Raw genomic sequence first — 17,774 nt, forward strand, 5'->3', positions numbered from 1 at the left:
AGATGAATGAAACTGAATTTCATCAACTCGTTGACATTCAACTTCAAACTGTTGAAGAAATGATAGATGACTCACAAGCAGATATCGATTACGAAACGGTTGGTAATGTTATGACATTGGAATTCGAAGACCGTAGTCAGGTCGTAATTAACCGCCAAGAGCCAATGAAAGAAATCTGGTTAGCATCTAGATCAGGTGGCTTTCATTTCCGCTATGACGGGTCACAATGGTTATGTACCAAGACCGGTGTTGAGTTCATTACTATGGTGAAACAAGAGTGTGAAAAACACGCCGATGAAGAGATTAGCTGGTCTTAAATCGCAAAAAAGAGCATCTCGATGCTCTTTTTTACTTTTGAATAATGGCAGGCTTAAGCATTCACTGCTTTGATGGGCTTGGAGTAAACCACTGAATCATTTCGATAAGGAACTACGTAGCTATCCCCTTCTACAGGATGAACCACTTGATAATATTGCGGCAAATTAAAGTTGATAAACTTAGACGCTAAGTTGTTTTCATCTTTAATGGACGTATAGAAGCCATTAACCGAAGCGATCATTTCATCTTTTTCACCACTGAACTGGTGATACACCTCAACGCGGTTAACTTCATCTAATACATAGATATTGAAGCCTTTGTCGGTGTCTTCAAAGAAGAACTGCACTAAACCTTCACTAGCAAAACCATCGACAACGTCTGGTAACTGATAGTCATGCTCTTTATCGAGCATCAACAGCGGAGAACCACTCAGTTTATTACTGGAAATACTGCGGTAAAAATCGACCGAATTTTCAAGCTTCTGCACAGAAACGCCACGACGTTCAAAAAACAGACCATACATTTGACGTCCAATTCGTAACGCTTTAAAACGACGACGTTTTTCTTGCTCCATTGGCTTGAGACGCAAATCAATACATTCAGCCAACAATTGGTACACCATATTGCGCATTACGCCACGAAAGTTTTTGCTATAGCAGAAAACATCAACAGACTCCGGAGGCAAAGCATCTTGGTGCATCTTACCCAACACCGTTTTGAGTGCATCAATCATCGCCGCCTCACCCTCGAAGTGCAACGTCCGCACCTCTTGCCATGAGTTTCGATACACTAAGTCCACACTACCAATCAGGCTATATTGCTCATCGCCAAAACTGAGAATATCCACATTCTTTAAATCAATTTTCAGAGTTTTCCCCGCAAGCTCTGCGGTAGGATCTTTCTCAAAATTGATGAACATTGCCATTTGGCTAATCTCACAAGGACTGGCCAGCGCTTGCATAGTCGGACGGCGTTTATGCAGCGAAAAGGTATTACGCAAATCACTGACCATTTGATAGAACTTGTCGATATCAAGGAAAGCATCACGAATGACTGCATGCAATCGCGTCGACTCCGTAATCAAGCCGTTAAAAAAAGCCCATGCCACCAGCTTACTTAAATACTCGTTATGTTCGAGATAATGCTGGCCAATCATACGTTTTGGCTGAAGAGGCTGCTTATAGAGATACCATCCAGGCTTATTAGCTCGACCAGAAAGTACTTCAATAAACGACAAATCTGGCTCATGTAAATCTGGCGAAATTTGTGGATTGAGTAAAGTGACTTTGCCAGGTAATACTTCAAAAGCGGCATACAGCTTACGAGCAAGGATAGAAATATCCTGCGGACTGATCGCAGAGGTAATATCATTACGACGCGCAAACTGAATCAAGTTACGATAGCTTTGCATCAATGCATCAAGTAATGCATGGTGCATGATCTTTACTTGCTCAACTTTCCAGTGACGGCGGTTATCTAACTCACGAATCAACTCTGGCGACCAATGCCAGCTTTGAGTCAATTCTTGCATGGCTTCGCGACGCCAAGCAACAGATCCAACACCAGGCTCACGAGACAATTTTTCGTGGGTTTTTAGATAGAAACAACGTCTAACTAACTCTAGGCGCGTTTCATCTCCGATACGCTCCAAATAACGCGTCACTTTTTCCAGCATTAAGTAATACGCATCCATCCCATAAAGATCAGGCTCATGAGTAAAGAAGCGTCGTTTTGTATCAACACTTAAAAGCTGGGTATGAGGGTACTCCCACGAATATGCTTCGAGCAAAATGGCCTTCAGCACTGATTTGTACGGCGAGTCGATACTCTTGTATAACTGCCATAAATTAGCGCCAAAATACTCTTGAGCAGGGATGCCATTTAATTTACCGAAATCGATCCAATCATCAATTTGGATATAGCCATTTTGATTTAGCTGATTAACATATTCGTCGTAGCACTCTTCCATTTCAGGGGGAACGATATGCCATAAAAGACGTTTACCCGCTAGGCGCATTGCTGAGCGGTAAAATTCATCTAAGAGCAAAAGATGTTGTGAAGAACCACAATTTTCACCCGTCATCGCATCAGACTGATTATGCCTAAAACGCTCTTCGTCCATGATAAAGAAGTTCGCTTCGACCCCTTGACCTTTTGCCCACTCAGTAATCAATAAGCACTTATTACCTAGGTTTTCTCTTTCTTTACAAGGCATAGAAGAAGAAACACAAACCCAAATATCTAAGTCACTTGAAGTACTTTGTCCGATAGAAGAGGTACTGCCCATGGTGTATAACGCAAGAATATCGGGCACATCTGCATTAATAAGGGGCTTCGACGCGGTAAGATGAAGATCGGCAACGAATTGCTCTTGAACATCATTAAATTGGAAATGTTGGATACCAAAAGGCACTTTGTCATCGTAATACCCTGGAATTTGCGGGTGATTAAAATGAAGCAACATTGGGATCAAATGAAAGACACGTTGACTCTGCAAATTCATAAGCGCCAGCGCTCGCTCTGTGCGTTGCTGGTTAAGCTTATCTACTCGTTTGATTAAAGTCGCTGTGTAAGACCGCAAGGTAACGTCCTAATTGATACACTAAACAAGGCCTCTTTGTTCATTTAATGAGCAAACAAGCCAATAAAACGTGATCAATTTAACACTTTAATCAATCACGGTAAAGCTATCTTGAACGAAGTTAGCCCAAAGTTCCATAGCCAAACAGAGAGTGGCTAATTCCGTTTGCCAAATTGAGCTTACAACGTTTGTGGAATAATCATAGTGCATATTTTAAACGAGATACAAATCACACTATTTTGTTTAATGAAAATAATTGGGGCACCTCTTAGCGTCTAACACATCAAATAGTAAGAATTTCCCCTCCAAAATGGTAGGATGTGCTTAATTTTTACAGCCAGTTTCAATGGATAAGTCATGACTCGAACTACACCGATACGTATTGCAACTCGTAAAAGCCCTCTTGCGCTTTGGCAAGCAAACTTTGTCAAAGACGCGTTAGAACAAGCTCATCCAGGTCTCGCTGTAGAGCTAGTTACAATGGTGACTCGCGGTGACGTTATCCTAGATACGCCCCTTGCAAAAGTTGGTGGGAAAGGCCTGTTCGTTAAAGAACTTGAAGTCGCAATGCTCGAAGGTCGCGCCGATCTTGCTGTTCATTCAATGAAAGATGTACCAGTAGAGTTTCCAGAAGGTCTTGGTTTAGTGACTATCTGTGAACGTGAAGACCCTCGCGATGCGTTCGTTTCAAACACCTACCAAAACATCGATGAACTACCACAAGGTGCCATTGTTGGCACTTGCAGCCTGCGCCGCCAATGCCAAATCAAAGAAGCACGTCCAGATCTTGTTATCAAAGAACTGCGCGGCAATGTAGGCACCCGCTTAGGTAAATTAGATGCGGGGGAATATGATGCGATCATACTTGCCGCAGCCGGTTTAAAACGTCTAAATCTTGAAGAACGTATTCGTAGTTTCATCGAACCAGAACAGTCCTTACCCGCAGTAGGCCAAGGCGCGGTAGGCATTGAGTGCCGCCTCGACGACAGTGAATTACTTACCCTTCTTGAGCCGCTAAACCATCGAGATACAGCCGATCGCGTCACGTGCGAACGCGCCATGAATATCACTCTTGAAGGTGGCTGTCAGGTGCCTATCGGCAGTTATTCTATTTTAGAAAATGACCAACTTTGGTTGCGCGCATTAGTTGGCGAGCCAGATGGTTCACAGATCATTCGTGGGGAAATTCGCGGCTCACGTAACGACGCGGAGCAATTGGGCATTACTTTAGCGAAACAATTGCTAAATGACGGCGCGGCTGAAATTTTGACTAAACTCTATTCAGAGCACGAATAATCATGCCAATTGTGTTGGTAACTCGCCCAGAGCAAGCAGGAATTGAGCTGTGTCAGCAGCTCAACCAGCTTGGAGTGGCAACGGTTTATCATCCACTTATTGATATTATCCCTGGTTCAGATTTAGCTGACCTTAGCGAAGCATTACAAGCTTGCGATCTGGTGATTGCCGTTAGCCAACACGCGGTAGAACAGAGTCATCACTATTTACAAACCCATCAACATAGTTGGCCAGCAACCTGTCACTATGTCGCCATTGGTCAAAAAACCGCTCAGTGTCTAAGCAAAGTAACCGGACAAGCGGTAAACTACCCTCTCATCAGCGATAGTGAACATTTACTTGCCCTCGAAGAGTTTCAATCGATGACTCAAGCTCGAGTACTTATTCTACGCGGTAATGGTGGTAGAGAATTGATTTACGATACTCTGACGCATCGTGGGGCTAAGGTCAGCTATAAAGAAGTTTATCAGCGCGTGGAGCGCCCTTTTGATGCTCAAGCGTGTCTTTCTGAGTGGCAAAACGCTCAAGTCGACACCATGATTGTGACCAGTAGCCAACAGTTAACTTATTTTGTGAGTCAATTTGGCTCTCAGCTATCACAATGGATAACACAGTTACGCCTTTTGGTTCCTAGTGATAGAACCGCCCACGAAGCTCGGCTTATGGGTTTTAATGATGTAATCGCGACTGGCAGCGCGAGTAATTCAGCTTTAGTGGCAGCTCTGCAGCCCTAACCGACAGGACTCTAGCAATGACAACAAACAACAATTCGCAAACTGAACCTGAAAACGACAGTCTAAGCACTTCTATTCCTGAATCGTCACCGACCACATCCCGCCAAGATGCCTCCTCGCCATCATCAAATAAAGACAAAAAGGCGATACGTCTGGGAGCCGTTGCTATCGCACTATCCCTTGTTCTGAGTGGTTCTTTAGCTCTTTATAGTCAATATCAACAACGACAATACCAAGCAGAATTAACCCAACTGCAAACTCAATTGCTCTCTACTCAACAACAATTGCAACAGCAAATGGCACAAAATAAAGAGCACTTGGATAGCACAGCAAAAACCATTTCCAGCCAAACCGAAACACAGTTAGGCCAACAACAAAAAAGCATTGAAAGCTTGCAACTAGCCATTGCCGATGTAAAAGGTCGCCGACCAAACGACTGGCTACTGGCTGAAGCGGATTATTTGGTGAAAATGGCGGGACGTAAGCTCTATCTTGAGCATGACCCAGAAACCGCGACTCAATTGATGGAGAGCGCTGACCAACGAATTGCCGCACTCAACGACCCTAGTTTGACTACATTACGTCAGGCGATGTCGAGTGACATCACCGCTCTTAAATCCATTCCCTTGATAGATAGAGATGGATTAGTTTTGCGCTTAGTCAGTTTAGAACAGCAAATCGACCAATTACCGTTAGCAAACGCTATCTTGCCTGAAGCGCAACAAGAAACCCATGAGGTGGTATCGCAAGACATCAACGATTGGCGACACAATTTGATAACGTCGCTAAAAGATTTCGCGTCCAACTTTATTACCTTCCGCAGTCGCGATGGTAATGTCATTCCTTTGTTGTCACCGAAACAAGATTTCTACCTACGAGAGAACTTAAAAGCAAAACTCGAAACCGCTATCCGCGCCGTTTACGATCGCCAACCAGAGGTATTCACTAGCTCTCTCACTACCGCAGAAACATGGTCAGGTTCTTTCTTCAACCCAGATGACAAAGGGGTAAAAAGCTTCCAAAACACTATTGCTGAGCTTGCAAAACAACAAATCAAGGTCACTTACCCAGTGAAGCTCGTGTCGCAAGAACCACTATCTGACCTGATTCGTGAGCGTTTACGTCGTGAGGTTACCTCAATGACTGGGGAGGAAAACTGATGATAAAAGCAATACTGCTCTTTATTATCCTTGGTGCAGGACTGTTTGTCGGTACTGAGTACTCTGGTCAACAAGGCTATGTGCTTATCTCTATCGCGAATAAAACGCTAGAGATGAGCGTGACAACACTCGTAATCATGTTCATTGCCCTGCTCGCAGTCGTATTTCTCATTGAATACATAGTGAAAAAAGTCTTAAGTACCAGCTTTAATACTCTAAACTGGTTTAGTTTACGTAAGATGCGTCGCTCACGCCGCTTGACCAATGAAGGCATCATAAAACTGCTCGAAGGGGATTTTAAACAAGCGGAGAAAAAGGTTGTTCGTTGGGCTAAGCACCATGATAAACCCCTACTTTGCTATCTGATTGCCGCTGAAGCAGCAGAAAGCGTAGGTAACAATGACAAACGCGATCGCTACCTTGCCTTAGCCAGTGAACAAGATGAAGCGACATTAGCAGTAGAACTCACTCGAGCCAGAATGTGGGTGAAAGAAAGTGAATGGAAGAAAGCACTGACAACCTTGCAATCACTGCAACCATCCAACCCTAACAATCCAATATTACTCTCTTTGCTCAAACAGATTTATTTGGCATTAGAGGAGTGGCAGCCACTCATTGAACTGCTACCTAAACTTCTGAAATACTGTCAGCTATCTGCACTAGAAGAGCAACAACTCACCATTAAAGCCTATCAAGGAATGTTGGCGCATACTGCAACCCGCCAACGTAGTGATGATTTGCTTGAGTATTGGGATAGCATGCCGCGTAAAGCGAAAAAAGAGCCAGCATTAGTGGCAAGTCTGGCTCAGCAGTTGATGACCATTCATCAAGATGCGGTTGCTTATAACTTCATTCGAAAGCAACTCAAATCAGCACCATCTAGTGAGTTGTATGCAATGCTACCAGAACTGCCCAGTGACTATCACTCTGCATTACAAACTATGCTGCTAAAGATTATTGATAAGTCACCAAACAACGCTGAAGCTCATAGCGCTCTGGGACGCATTTATTTACAGCAGCAACACTGGTCGAAATCCCAAAGCCACTTCGAGCATGCTCTGTCAATGCGCTCAAGTGTGTCGGACTATGCTTTACTGGCACAAGCGCTGGATAAACAAGACATGACGCAAGCAGCTCATGATGTTACGCAAAAAGCCTTATCATTACTGCCGTAAATTCGCATCATAAAAAAACCAGCGCAAGCTGGTTTTTTTATGGTAAACAATTAGATAAAGATTAAATAACTCGCGAAAACTGCTGCTGACGCGCTCGCATTCGCAAATATTTATCAAAACACATGCAGATATTACGAATCAGTAAGCGACCGCGCGGCGTGACCTCGATATAACGCTCATCAACAGTGACTAGCTGATCATCAATGAAGGTTTGAAGCAGTGCTAAATCTTGTTTGAAGTAATCATGAAAACGTAAGCTAAAGCGAGATTCGATACTTTGCTTGTCGAGTTTAAAATTACAAATCAATTGCTTAATCACTTCACGACGTAGCAAATCATCTCCATCAAGCGATACACCTTTCCACAGCGCATGACGCATTTCATCCACTTGAGCATAGTACTTTTTCAGTTCTTTCTGGTTCTGTGCGTAAGCATCACCAATCATAGAAATAGCAGACACCCCAAAACCCACTAAATCGCAATTACCTTGCGTTGTGTAACCTTGGAAATTACGGTGCAACTTACCTTCGCGTTGAGCGACGGCTAATTCATCATCAGGCAAAGCAAAGTGATCCATACCTATGAACTGGTAGCCCGCACCAGTTAACATTTCGATCGTTTGCTGCAAAATCGTCATTTTTTCTTCGGCTTTGGGCAAATCATCGTCTTTAATTTTTCGCTGAGCAGCGAAAATATTAGGCATGTGTGCGTAGTTAAAAGCAGAGACCCGTCCCGGACGAATATCGATAATACGCTGTAATGTTTTGGCAAAGCTTTCTGCGGTCTGTTTAGGTAGCCCGTACACTAAATCTAGGTTTGTTGAGCGAAATCCTAACTGTTTTGCACGCTCGACCAAATCAACAATAAACTGTTCATCTTGCTCACGGTTAATGAGTTTTTGCACTTCCGGATTAAAGTCTTGAACACCAATACTGATGCGATTAAAACCTTCATGCTGCAAATGGTCTAAGATGGTCAACTCTATTTCACGGGGATCGATTTCGATACTGATTTCAGCGTCAGCATCAAAATCAAACTCTTCATGCAATAGCGTCATGACTCGTGTAATTTGTACTGGCGTTAAGAAAGTTGGCGTGCCGCCTCCGAAATGAAGCTGCGTAACTCTTCGGCCTTGTAACAACGAAGCGCGTTGGCGAATCTCCAACTCCAGAATATCGAGATACTCATCAGCTTTTTCTGCATGACGAGTTACGATTTTATTACAACCACAGTAGTAACAAAGCTTATGACAAAACGGGATGTGCACGTACAGCGACAATGGTCGCTCCGGGTATTCGGTGCATGCCATGTCGTATTCAGCAATAGTGAACGCTTCATGAAACTCTAGCGCCGTCGGATAAGAGGTATAACGGGGGCCAGAATAGTTGTACTTGTCTAAAATGGCTTGATCCCAAACGATCTGTTGACTCGACACGACTGACAACGACATGATAATTCTTTCCGCTAAATAACCAGTGAAAAAATATTTTGCCACACGACGCGGATACGTCGGGTGGCAAATTAGATAAATGATGAGTTAATGTTCGAATTTGTTAGCTTGATCACTAACCAAGGCTGGTCTGTATAACTTAAATCATCTGAATAGAGATTTGGTTATTCAGAGGAGCAATACGCTTTTGTAAACCTTTGAGCTCATCAACAATGGCATCTGATAATCGGCTTTCTGCTTTCATTCTTGCCAAGTTTTGAGCCATACGCTCACGCTTAGGAAGCTCATTACGCGCATCACCACGAGCCATATCTTTGACAATATGGTACAGCTCAGACAGCGCAGGATATTCCTGTTCAAAGTCCGCAACGCGTTGCTCACCTTGAACATAATCCATAATGTTATAGATACGGATGCTCGCTTCAGAAACATCACATTGCCCCTGAATCACTGCTAAGCAAAGAATATTTACGCTATCAAAGATATTGGCGTTGCGCTTTTCAATGGCTAACGCCTTATGCTGAGCTTGAAGTACTTTCTGCTTTTTCAATTGCAGTAAAAGGTAACCCGCGTAGGAGGCCAGGCCAATTATAATCAGAGCGCCAGCGATAGCTAATAGGGTTACATTCATCTTCTCACCTTAGTCTTTATATTCATCCAAATCAGTGTCTTCAAATTGCGCAAGCAACTCTTCATCACTGTATGAACGACGTGATTTTTCTTTTGAAGCAGGAACGATTGCAGGTTCTTCGAACTCTTCCTCGTCATCTTCTTCTACCGCATCATCGTACAGACCAAGTTGCTTCATCAACACTTCAATGCGATCAAGTTTTTCATCTACGTATTTTTGTAGGCCCGCACCCAATTTTTCGCCATTGTCGATACGGTCTAGTAGCACGTTCAGTTGTGCATCATTTTCCAACATCTCCAACTCTTTTTCTGCAGACTCGCGACGTTGTTGTTTGTTTGGCTTTTTCTTCGCCTCAACGACAAGTGGAATTGGCTTTTTGCTACCAATGCGAGGGTCTTTACCTTGAGCAGAACCTTTAGCTGCGTGTTCTTGAGCAACAGAATGACGACTACCAGACTTTAAGCCTTTATGTTTTTTCTGTTTCTTGCGTAGGCGACCTTCTACATCGGCTTCGCTACGGTTACGAACGACGATGACATCAGGAGCACCATTGCTACCAGGTTTTCTGGATTTTTTTGAGCGACTCATTACTGGGGTTTCCTCAGTAAAATTACATCATTGCCTATAAATTCAAGTTCGAGCTTATCCCGCTCAGCCAGAAACTGGAACGTTTCGCGACTAAAGAACACCACATGGGTTAAATCGCTCTTATAGTGCCATCCAGCAAACGCCTCTACGTTTTTAACCATCTTGGTCATCAGACCAATCCAGCCACCCGGCTTAACTAAATTCAACCATTGCTGCCACACAGTGTGAGGATCATGCAGATGCTCAATCACTTCTGTCGCAGTCATAAAATCATACGTTACATTCAAAACGTCTTTATCAGGATGGAAAAAAATATCGTACAACGCAACCTGATGCCCAGCTTCTTCCAACATTAATGATAATGTGGGGCCAGGACCGCAACCAAAATCCAACCCATAAGATTGAGGGGCTAAACGCTCAATCATAGGATCACATACACGGGAAAGAAATCGGCGATACCCTGCATCAGCAGGATCGTTTTCATGTAAATCGTAAAATGCTTTTTCCCGCTCAGAGCTTAATCGCTGTTCGGGAGCCACAAAGACCAGCTGGCACTGTGGACATTGAAGATAAGAACGAACTTTATCTTCAAAGTATGCTTGTGTCTCTTCATGATGACATAAAGGGCAAGTATGCATAGCTGACCTCCTTTCATGGGATGCGCAACATACCAGAAATCCCTCGTTTAGTGGAGAGTTTACGTACAAATTCCCAAAAATTGATATAAAAATAAGAAAAAGCGACAGTCACATCTGCCGCTTTTTTGTGGTCAATGGTTATTACAATAGGCTACCTTACTTATAACCCTCTATTTTACTTCAATAAAAGTAGCATCAGCGCTATCTGATATATCCCCTTTGGGAGAGAGCTTAAGTTGATAGTACTGGTGACGAATGTAGTAACCTGGATAATTGTAAGATTCGTACGATACATTCGCATCACTTGCTAGACCCTTTCTTCGATAGAAAGTCGCATCTTCAGTAAAAGTATCACTGCCATTATCATACTCAAGGTAGAGCACAAAATTACGATGACGCAGGTAATAGCCAGGGTGTTGCACCGAAGCAAATGACACCCCACTTCCATCGGCCAAACCAGCAACCATACGGAACTCACTCGATTCTACAGGATCAGGCGTCGATTCTAGCCACACCCCATTCGCACGATACGATAATACATAATCGGGGTAATTAACCGGTTCAATTTGCACCGTATCGGCTCGTAGTAGCCACCATTGTTGCTGTTGGGAATGGGGGGTGGCTTGCCCCTTGCGAGCTTGAGGAGCAGAGCTTAATGACTGGCCAGTTTGAGCATTGGTAATGGCATAAAGATCATCATTCTCTGATAGGCTCTTCACTTGCCAATGTTGATTCAGTCCACCGTCATTTGACCAAAGTACGGCCCCAGCCCCGTTGTTCGATGCGCCATTCCCCATCGCCAGCACTTTATGCGTTTTCTCATGTTCTATTTGATAGTTATCGTCTAAGTTATGATGCAACACAAAGCGCTGGTTCAATGAGCTATCACACGCTTGCTGGGTTAAGGTCGAACCATTCGCACCATCGGTACGATAGGGTTGTAAACACAGGTTTGTTTGTGCGTTTTTTATGATGAATTCTCCGGATATGCCAGCGGTACCCACACCAGCTTCCGTCGGAATCACTTTTTCTATATTACCCGCATCATCGTAATACAGTTTGTCGATAGCGACGCTACGCCGATATTCCCCTCCGTCAGGCAAGTCGGCATTGTGATAAACCAAATACCATTGATCGTGATACTGAATGATAGACTGATGACTGGTGGGTGAACTCACATCATCAGCATTAAGAATGGTACCTTGGTAGGTAAATGGTCCCATCGGATTATCTGCCGTCGAATAATCAATTCGTTCAGGCCAGCTCGCAGCATAAGAAAGGTAATAAATACCGTTACGTTCATGCAGATATGGGGCTTCAGTAAAAGCGGGAACTTGATCGGTATCGATACTTTCGATATCCCCATCAAGTTCAATCATATTGCTTTTTAATTTGACCATCTTGATGATGCCGCTATCAGTCGCATTACCCCAGTACAAATAAGCTTGACCATCTTTATCAATGAACACAGTTGGGTCGATATCGAGTGTTTCATTCGGCGTCATGCTGTCGGTAACCAACGCATGACCTATCGCATCATGAAAAGGCCCTGTTGGAGAATCACCAACAGCCACTCCAATGCCAAACCAACCATCATCGTCATTATTAACTGGGACATACCAATAATAGCGATCGCCACGTTTAATGATCTGTCCAGCCCATGCATCCGCAGATGCCCAAGTAAAGTCGTCTAATGACAGCACTTCTCCGTGATCGGTCCAATTCACTAAATCTTTTGAAGAGAAAGCATGCCAATCATCCATTACATAATTACTATCATTAATTCCCGCTTCATCATGACCTGTATAAACATAGACAGTATCATCAAATACCGCTGCTGCTGGATCAGCGGTATATATATGTTTAACAATCGGATTGCTCGCAAAAGCCACAGTAGAACCCAACAAACACGTTAGTACGGTAAACGCACTCGAATACCTGGTGAATTTCATTCCAAAGTCTCCTAAATAAGAATATCGAATAGATAGCGAATTAACCGATTCACTATCGACGCTTCAGACTCTTGTATTAGGCACTGCACTGCCAATGAAATGGCGACACGTTTCGACCTTCGCTTGTTTCCCGACTTCAATCCCGTATCGTTCTAAGAAATCGTTGAGATGCCAATAGCACCTCCAAATAGGTCATTTGGGTATAAGTCTGCATTGTGTTGCAACTCACCCAAATTGCCCGCAGATTCTCGCCTTACCAAAGTAACATGGGTAAGTTGAGATCTTTCCGTATTGGGTCTGTAAGTTCATTCACTGTAAAGCTCCCCAAATAAGAATCAACATGCATATTTGTAGATTTAAATATTTGTTCTTCGAATTAAATCAGCTCGAGAACATGATTCCATTTTTACTCATACAGCTCACCTCACACCAAACCATGATTACGGTGGATCTGCCCAAACATGTAATTTCCTACAATAGTCATGGTATAATGCGAGATTGTTTGTCGCTTGTGTTCATCTTGAACATCGCTAGGCACACAGAATCATCTAAATATTTTAAATATATTCAGCACATTACAATTATTGGTTTTCGGCATTAGGTCGACCATTAAGCGAGACTGACGGTAAACGTCAAGATGGAGTAAACAGAGTGAGCGTTAAAATTCATTATCAAAACACGCATTTCATTACGAGTGCCCCAGACATTCGCCATCTTCCGATGGATGTAGGTATTGAAATTGCGTTTGCTGGACGTTCTAACGCAGGCAAATCAAGCTCTCTTAACCGCTTGACCAACCAAAAAAGCTTAGCGAAAACCAGTAAAACGCCGGGACGTACTCAGCTCATCAACTTATTTAAAGTGGCTGAAGGCTGTCACATTGTGGATTTACCAGGATACGGTTTTGCTCAAGTACCACTTGAGATGAAGAAAAAGTGGCAAAAATCACTCGGTGAATACCTGCAAAAACGCGAAAACTTAAAAGGTTTGGTCGTTCTAATGGACATCCGCCATCCAATGAAAGATCTCGATCAACAATTGGTCGTTTGGGCTGTCCAATGTGGCATTCCTGTTCAAGTGTTATTAACTAAAGCAGACAAACTAAAAAGCGGTGCTCGTAAGGCACAAGTACTGCAAGTACGTAAAGATGCTGAATCTTTCGGTGGCGACGTAAAAGTCGATGCGTTCTCTTCATTAAGTGGTATCGGTGTCGACATCCTACGCGCTCGTCTTGATGAATGGTATGCACCAATGGTTGAGCAGCTAGCACTCGCAGAAAGCGAGGGTAATCAAATTGAGTTTCTAGGTGACGAAGAGTAGTTACTCTTCTTTTTCCGACTATAAAGCCCTGCATTCCATGCGGGGCTTTTTATTATTCCCCTCTTCTTCGGCAAAGAAAAATCCCCACCGAAGTGGGAAAAAGGGAGAGATCTTGGAGTTATTGAAATAGATACGGTTTGAGTATTCTCCAATACATCACAAAATTCAATATCATCAGCGCACCAAAAACACGCACCCCACCCCAAACAAAGACATATTAACTATATGTTTTTATTGTATTTACCTAAAATCGCATGAAATTAATGCAACTTATTTTCTATGAATAAATAATCGAAGTGTGAATGAAGCTTTATTACAGAATTGAATAATTCAGTCAAATTATCACTCATCTCAAAAGAGATTAAAAAACAAACAAATAAGTTCGCTTTGTGCGTATATTTCACAAAAAGAGAAAGAGAGATATCGAAAAGAGAAACAAAATTAGACTGGGGTAAAAATGGATAGAAGCTAGGTAACCATTGGAATAGCGTACAATAAAAAACGCCCCAGTCAAAAAAGTGACTGGGGCGGCTGAATCAGCCTAATCCAATAACGTGAAACAAAAGGTCTGAAAGATAGAACATCTTACCTCTGTACCCTACGGAAGTTAATGTACAACATTTGGTCAGAAATGAAAATACTTTTTGTAAGTTTTTTTCATGATAGTTTTGTTAAACAACATGAGCGACTATTTAACGCTTTGTTTTTTAAACGTACAAAAAAGCCAGCGAATGTGCGCTGGCTCATAATATTTAGGATCTTTGTGTGAGATTTAATCTAGTGGGCTTGTTCCCAGTTGTCACCATGACCCACTTCCGCCACAAGTGGCACGTTGAGCTCTGCTGCCGATTCCATCAATTCTTGTACTTTACTTTCAATTTCGGACAAAGCTTCCTCTTTCACTTCAAAAACCAATTCATCGTGTACTTGCATTAGCAATTTCACGCGACCATCACCTTCTTTCTCAATCCACTCATCCACCAGCAGCATCGCTTTTTTAATGATATCCGCGGCTGTACCTTGCATTGGCGCGTTGATCGCCGCTCGTTCAGCAGCCTTACGACGCATACCATTACGTGATTGAATTTCAGGTAAATGTAAGCGGCGGCCGTAGATGGTCTCAACATACCCTTTTTCTGCAGCTCGGCTGCGCGTATCTTCCATATACTGCATTACACCAGGATAACGCTCAAAGTAAGTATCCATGTAGTGCTGCGCTTCGCCACGAGGAATACCTAGCTGTTTTGCTAGACCAAACGCGCTCATACCATAAATCAGACCAAAGTTAACCGCTTTAGCGCGACGACGCTGCTCGCTGGTAACATGGTCAATCGTGGTGCCCAAGATTTCTGCCGCTGTCGCTGCGTGAATATCTTTACCTTGTTGGAACGCTTCCAATAACGCTTTGTCGCCTGAAAGATGCGCCATAATACGCAACTCAATTTGCGAGTAGTCGACCGCCATGATTTTCCAACCATGTGGTGCAACAAACGCTTGGCGAATACGGCGACCTTCTTCGTTACGAATAGGAATATTCTGTAAGTTAGGATCCGTTGACGACAAACGCCCTGTTGCCGTAACCGCTTGATGATAGGAAGTATGCACACGTCCAGTCGTTGGGTTAATCATCTTCGGCAGTTTATCGGTGTAAGTCGATTTCAGTTTGGCCAAGCCACGATATTCTAAAATGACTGCAGGCAATGGGTAATCTAATGCCAGTTCTTGTAGAACTTCTTCATTGGTCGAAGGTGCGCCTGACGGCGTTTTCTTCACCACCGGCAATTGCATTTTTTCAAACAGAATGGTTTGCAGTTGTTTTGGTGAACTTAAATTGAATTTCTCACCTGCAATCTCATAGGCTTTGAGCTCTAGCTCATCGAGACGCTGGGCAATTTCTTGCGACTGAGCCCCAAGCAACATGTCATCAATCAGTACTCCTGTACGCTCGATACGAGACAGGACAGGAACAAGCGGCACTTCAATTTCACGATAAACCTTTTGTAATTCAGGCTCGTTTTCCATTAATGATTGGATTTGGTTGTGCAAACGCAAAGTCACATCAGCATCTTCCGCTGCATAAGGCGCAGCTTGTTCAAGATCGATTTGGTTAAAGGTGATTTGAGCTTTACCCTTACCCGCAATCTGCTCAAATGAAATACAGCTGTGTTGTAAGAAACGCAGAGCAAGACTGTCCATATCATGCTTGCCACCCACACTGTTGTAAACGTAGGAAGCGAGCATAGTATCGTGCTTGATACCTTGCATATGAATATCGTAACGCGCTAACACGCTAGCATCGTACTTCAAATTCTGACCAATTTTACCCTGCTGAGGGTTTTCTAGCAGCGGTTTTAATTGTGCAAGTACCCAATCACGCGATAGCTGCTCTGGAGCATCGAGGTAATCATGAGCAACGGGAACGTAAGCCGCCTCCCCCTCATTGATGGCAAAAGAGAGACCAACAAGATTCGCAACCATGTAATCAAGGCTGTCGGTTTCAGTATCAAAAGCAAATTCATCAGCTGCGGTTAATTTCTCTAACCACGTATTGAACTCTGTTTCTGTCAGTACTGTTTTATATTGGCTACGATCGATTTTAGTCGCCATAGAGATGGCTTCTGCTGCTTTTTCTGGGGCGTTATAACGCCCTGCAGCAGACTTCTCGTCAGCCACAACTGTACCATCCCCACCTTCTAAAAGTTCAGATAGCCATGATTTGAACGCCATTTTGCCGTACATCTCAATAAGCTCATCTTTGGCCGGAGTTTCCTTTAATAGGCTTTCTGGTGTAAACGGCATATCAACGTCTAACTTGATTGTCGCCAGCTTATAAGACAGATACGCATTATCTCGATTATCCTCTAACTTCTTAGCCATGGTTTTTGAACCACGAAAACCCAGCGGTGCAATTTTATCGAGGTTATCGTACAACTCATCCAAACCACCTATTCCCTGCAATAATGCTAAAGCTGTCTTTTCACCAACACCGGGAACACCAGGAATGTTATCAACCTTATCTCCCATAAGAGCGAGATAATCGATGATCAACTCTGGTGGTATACCAAACTTATCAATCACACCTTCGCGATCCATCACCACATTCGTCATGGTATTGATCAAGGTAACGTTATCGTCGACAAGTTGAGCCATATCTTTATCACCGGTACTGATCAACACCGGCATTCCTGCTTTTGATGCTTGGCTAGCGAGCGTACCAATAACATCATCGGCTTCCACCCCTGTTTCACAAATCAGAGGCAAGCCTAAAGCTTTAATAATTTTATGCAGTGGTTCTATTTGGCAACGTAACTCATCTGGCATCGATGGACGATTGGCTTTGTACTCCGGATACATGTCATCACGAAATGTTTTGCCTTTCGCATCAAATACAACAGCAATACGCTCGGACGCAAATTGACGCATCATACTGCGAACCATGTTTACGACACCGTAAATGGCATTAGTTGGAATCTCACCGTTACTCATCGTGCCGGGATAGGCATGGAACGCACGGTATAAATAAGAAGAACCATCGATAAGAATGAGTGGGTTATCAGGTATGCTGGCCATAATCTGTTTGCTGTCCAATTGGGATAATCTATTTTTACTAAGGATGCCACGACTGCCGATTCGTTTCTACGTTACGACAGCTTAGAGTACAAACATTCCATTGTTTAATATTTCCACGATCCACCACCACCCTGTGGATAACTCTGTTCATATATTTTATCCACTGGTTATTAAACACCAATAAACAACACCCCAATTAAAAATAAGCCACTGTTTTGTAATGATTTTTTATTAGATCGAACTTTTAATAATGGATCGATCATCAATTTCACTTTGTGGACAAGATTATGGCGAAACTTTTCTAAGCTATGGGATCACGATCGGATCTTAGTGAAGAAACTTTCAACAATTCTCTCAGATA

14 protein-coding genes are annotated in these 17,774 nt (G+C 43.2%); 6 read left to right on the plus strand and 8 right to left on the minus strand.

Translation table 11 applies throughout. The features are described 5' to 3' along the window. The first annotated feature begins 2 nt into the window (after positions 1-2). A complete protein-coding gene (cyaY, locus tag JCM16456_RS14845) occupies positions 3-317 on the plus strand; it encodes an iron donor protein CyaY (protein WP_068715662.1) in 315 nt (104 codons plus the stop codon). A gap of 53 nt (positions 318-370) precedes the next feature. Here cyaY and JCM16456_RS14850 read toward each other — a convergent pair whose 3' ends face one another. Continuing rightward, positions 371-2,899 (minus strand): class I adenylate cyclase, encoded by a 2,529-nt coding sequence (locus JCM16456_RS14850; RefSeq protein WP_068715664.1) that lies wholly within the window; start codon positions 2,897-2,899, stop codon positions 371-373. A gap of 357 nt (positions 2,900-3,256) precedes the next feature. On the opposite strand from JCM16456_RS14850, the gene hemC reads away from it, so the two are divergent. The 4 genes from hemC to JCM16456_RS14870 are packed head-to-tail and all read left to right on the plus strand — an operon-like array spanning position 3,257 to position 7,264. Further along, a complete protein-coding gene (gene hemC / locus JCM16456_RS14855; RefSeq protein WP_068715666.1) occupies positions 3,257-4,195 on the plus strand; it encodes a hydroxymethylbilane synthase in 939 nt (312 codons plus the stop codon). Positions 4,196-4,197: 2 nt separating this feature from the next. Then, positions 4,198-4,929: a uroporphyrinogen-III synthase gene (locus JCM16456_RS14860; protein WP_068715669.1), complete on the plus strand. Its 732-nt coding sequence runs from the start codon at positions 4,198-4,200 to the stop codon at positions 4,927-4,929. Between the two features lie 17 nt (positions 4,930-4,946). Continuing rightward, positions 4,947-6,089: a uroporphyrinogen-III C-methyltransferase gene (locus JCM16456_RS14865; protein WP_068715670.1), complete on the plus strand. Its 1,143-nt coding sequence runs from the start codon at positions 4,947-4,949 to the stop codon at positions 6,087-6,089. Continuing rightward, positions 6,089-7,264, plus strand: a complete 1,176-nt coding sequence (locus JCM16456_RS14870) for a heme biosynthesis protein HemY (RefSeq protein ID WP_068715672.1) — start codon at positions 6,089-6,091, stop codon at positions 7,262-7,264. Before JCM16456_RS14865 ends, JCM16456_RS14870 begins: the two co-directional genes overlap by 1 nt. A gap of 61 nt (positions 7,265-7,325) precedes the next feature. Here JCM16456_RS14870 and hemN read toward each other — a convergent pair whose 3' ends face one another. From hemN to JCM16456_RS23340, 5 genes are all read right to left on the minus strand, one after another. Further along, complete coding sequence (gene hemN / locus JCM16456_RS14875; RefSeq protein ID WP_068715674.1) at positions 7,326-8,714, minus strand: oxygen-independent coproporphyrinogen III oxidase; 1,389 nt, start codon at positions 8,712-8,714, stop codon at positions 7,326-7,328. 139 nt (positions 8,715-8,853) lie between these two features. Then, positions 8,854-9,345 (minus strand): DUF2489 domain-containing protein, encoded by a 492-nt coding sequence (locus JCM16456_RS14880; protein WP_068715676.1) that lies wholly within the window; start codon positions 9,343-9,345, stop codon positions 8,854-8,856. Between the two features lie 9 nt (positions 9,346-9,354). Beyond that, positions 9,355-9,933 (minus strand): Der GTPase-activating protein YihI, encoded by a 579-nt coding sequence (gene yihI / locus JCM16456_RS14885; protein WP_068715677.1) that lies wholly within the window; start codon positions 9,931-9,933, stop codon positions 9,355-9,357. Then, on the minus strand, positions 9,933-10,571 hold the full coding sequence (locus JCM16456_RS14890; protein ID WP_068715680.1) for a class I SAM-dependent methyltransferase: 639 nt from the start codon (positions 10,569-10,571) through the stop codon (positions 9,933-9,935). The genes yihI and JCM16456_RS14890 overlap by 1 nt, the downstream gene beginning before the upstream one ends. A 170-nt stretch (positions 10,572-10,741) precedes the next feature. Further along, positions 10,742-12,523 carry a family 43 glycosylhydrolase gene (locus JCM16456_RS23340; RefSeq protein ID WP_082712309.1) on the minus strand — a complete coding sequence of 594 codons (1,782 nt, stop codon included), beginning with the start codon at positions 12,521-12,523 and terminating at the stop codon, positions 10,742-10,744. 651 nt (positions 12,524-13,174) lie between these two features. Between JCM16456_RS23340 and yihA the strand changes: the two genes are divergently transcribed. Further along, positions 13,175-13,843 (plus strand): ribosome biogenesis GTP-binding protein YihA/YsxC, encoded by a 669-nt coding sequence (gene yihA / locus JCM16456_RS14900; RefSeq protein ID WP_068715681.1) that lies wholly within the window; start codon positions 13,175-13,177, stop codon positions 13,841-13,843. A 536-nt stretch (positions 13,844-14,379) separates the two neighbouring features. On the opposite strand, the gene JCM16456_RS24550 is transcribed toward yihA, so the two are convergent. Continuing rightward, positions 14,380-14,427 carry a hypothetical protein gene (locus tag JCM16456_RS24550; RefSeq protein ID WP_438356636.1) on the minus strand — a complete coding sequence of 16 codons (48 nt, stop codon included), beginning with the start codon at positions 14,425-14,427 and terminating at the stop codon, positions 14,380-14,382. Positions 14,428-14,620: 193 nt separating this feature from the next. After that, positions 14,621-17,413, minus strand: a complete 2,793-nt coding sequence (gene polA / locus JCM16456_RS14905) for a DNA polymerase I (protein ID WP_068715683.1) — start codon at positions 17,411-17,413, stop codon at positions 14,621-14,623. Positions 17,414-17,774: the final 361 nt, after the last annotated feature.

Source organism: Vibrio tritonius (assembly GCF_001547935.1).
In the GTDB taxonomy this organism is placed as follows: Bacteria; Pseudomonadota; Gammaproteobacteria; order Enterobacterales; family Vibrionaceae; genus Vibrio; species Vibrio tritonius.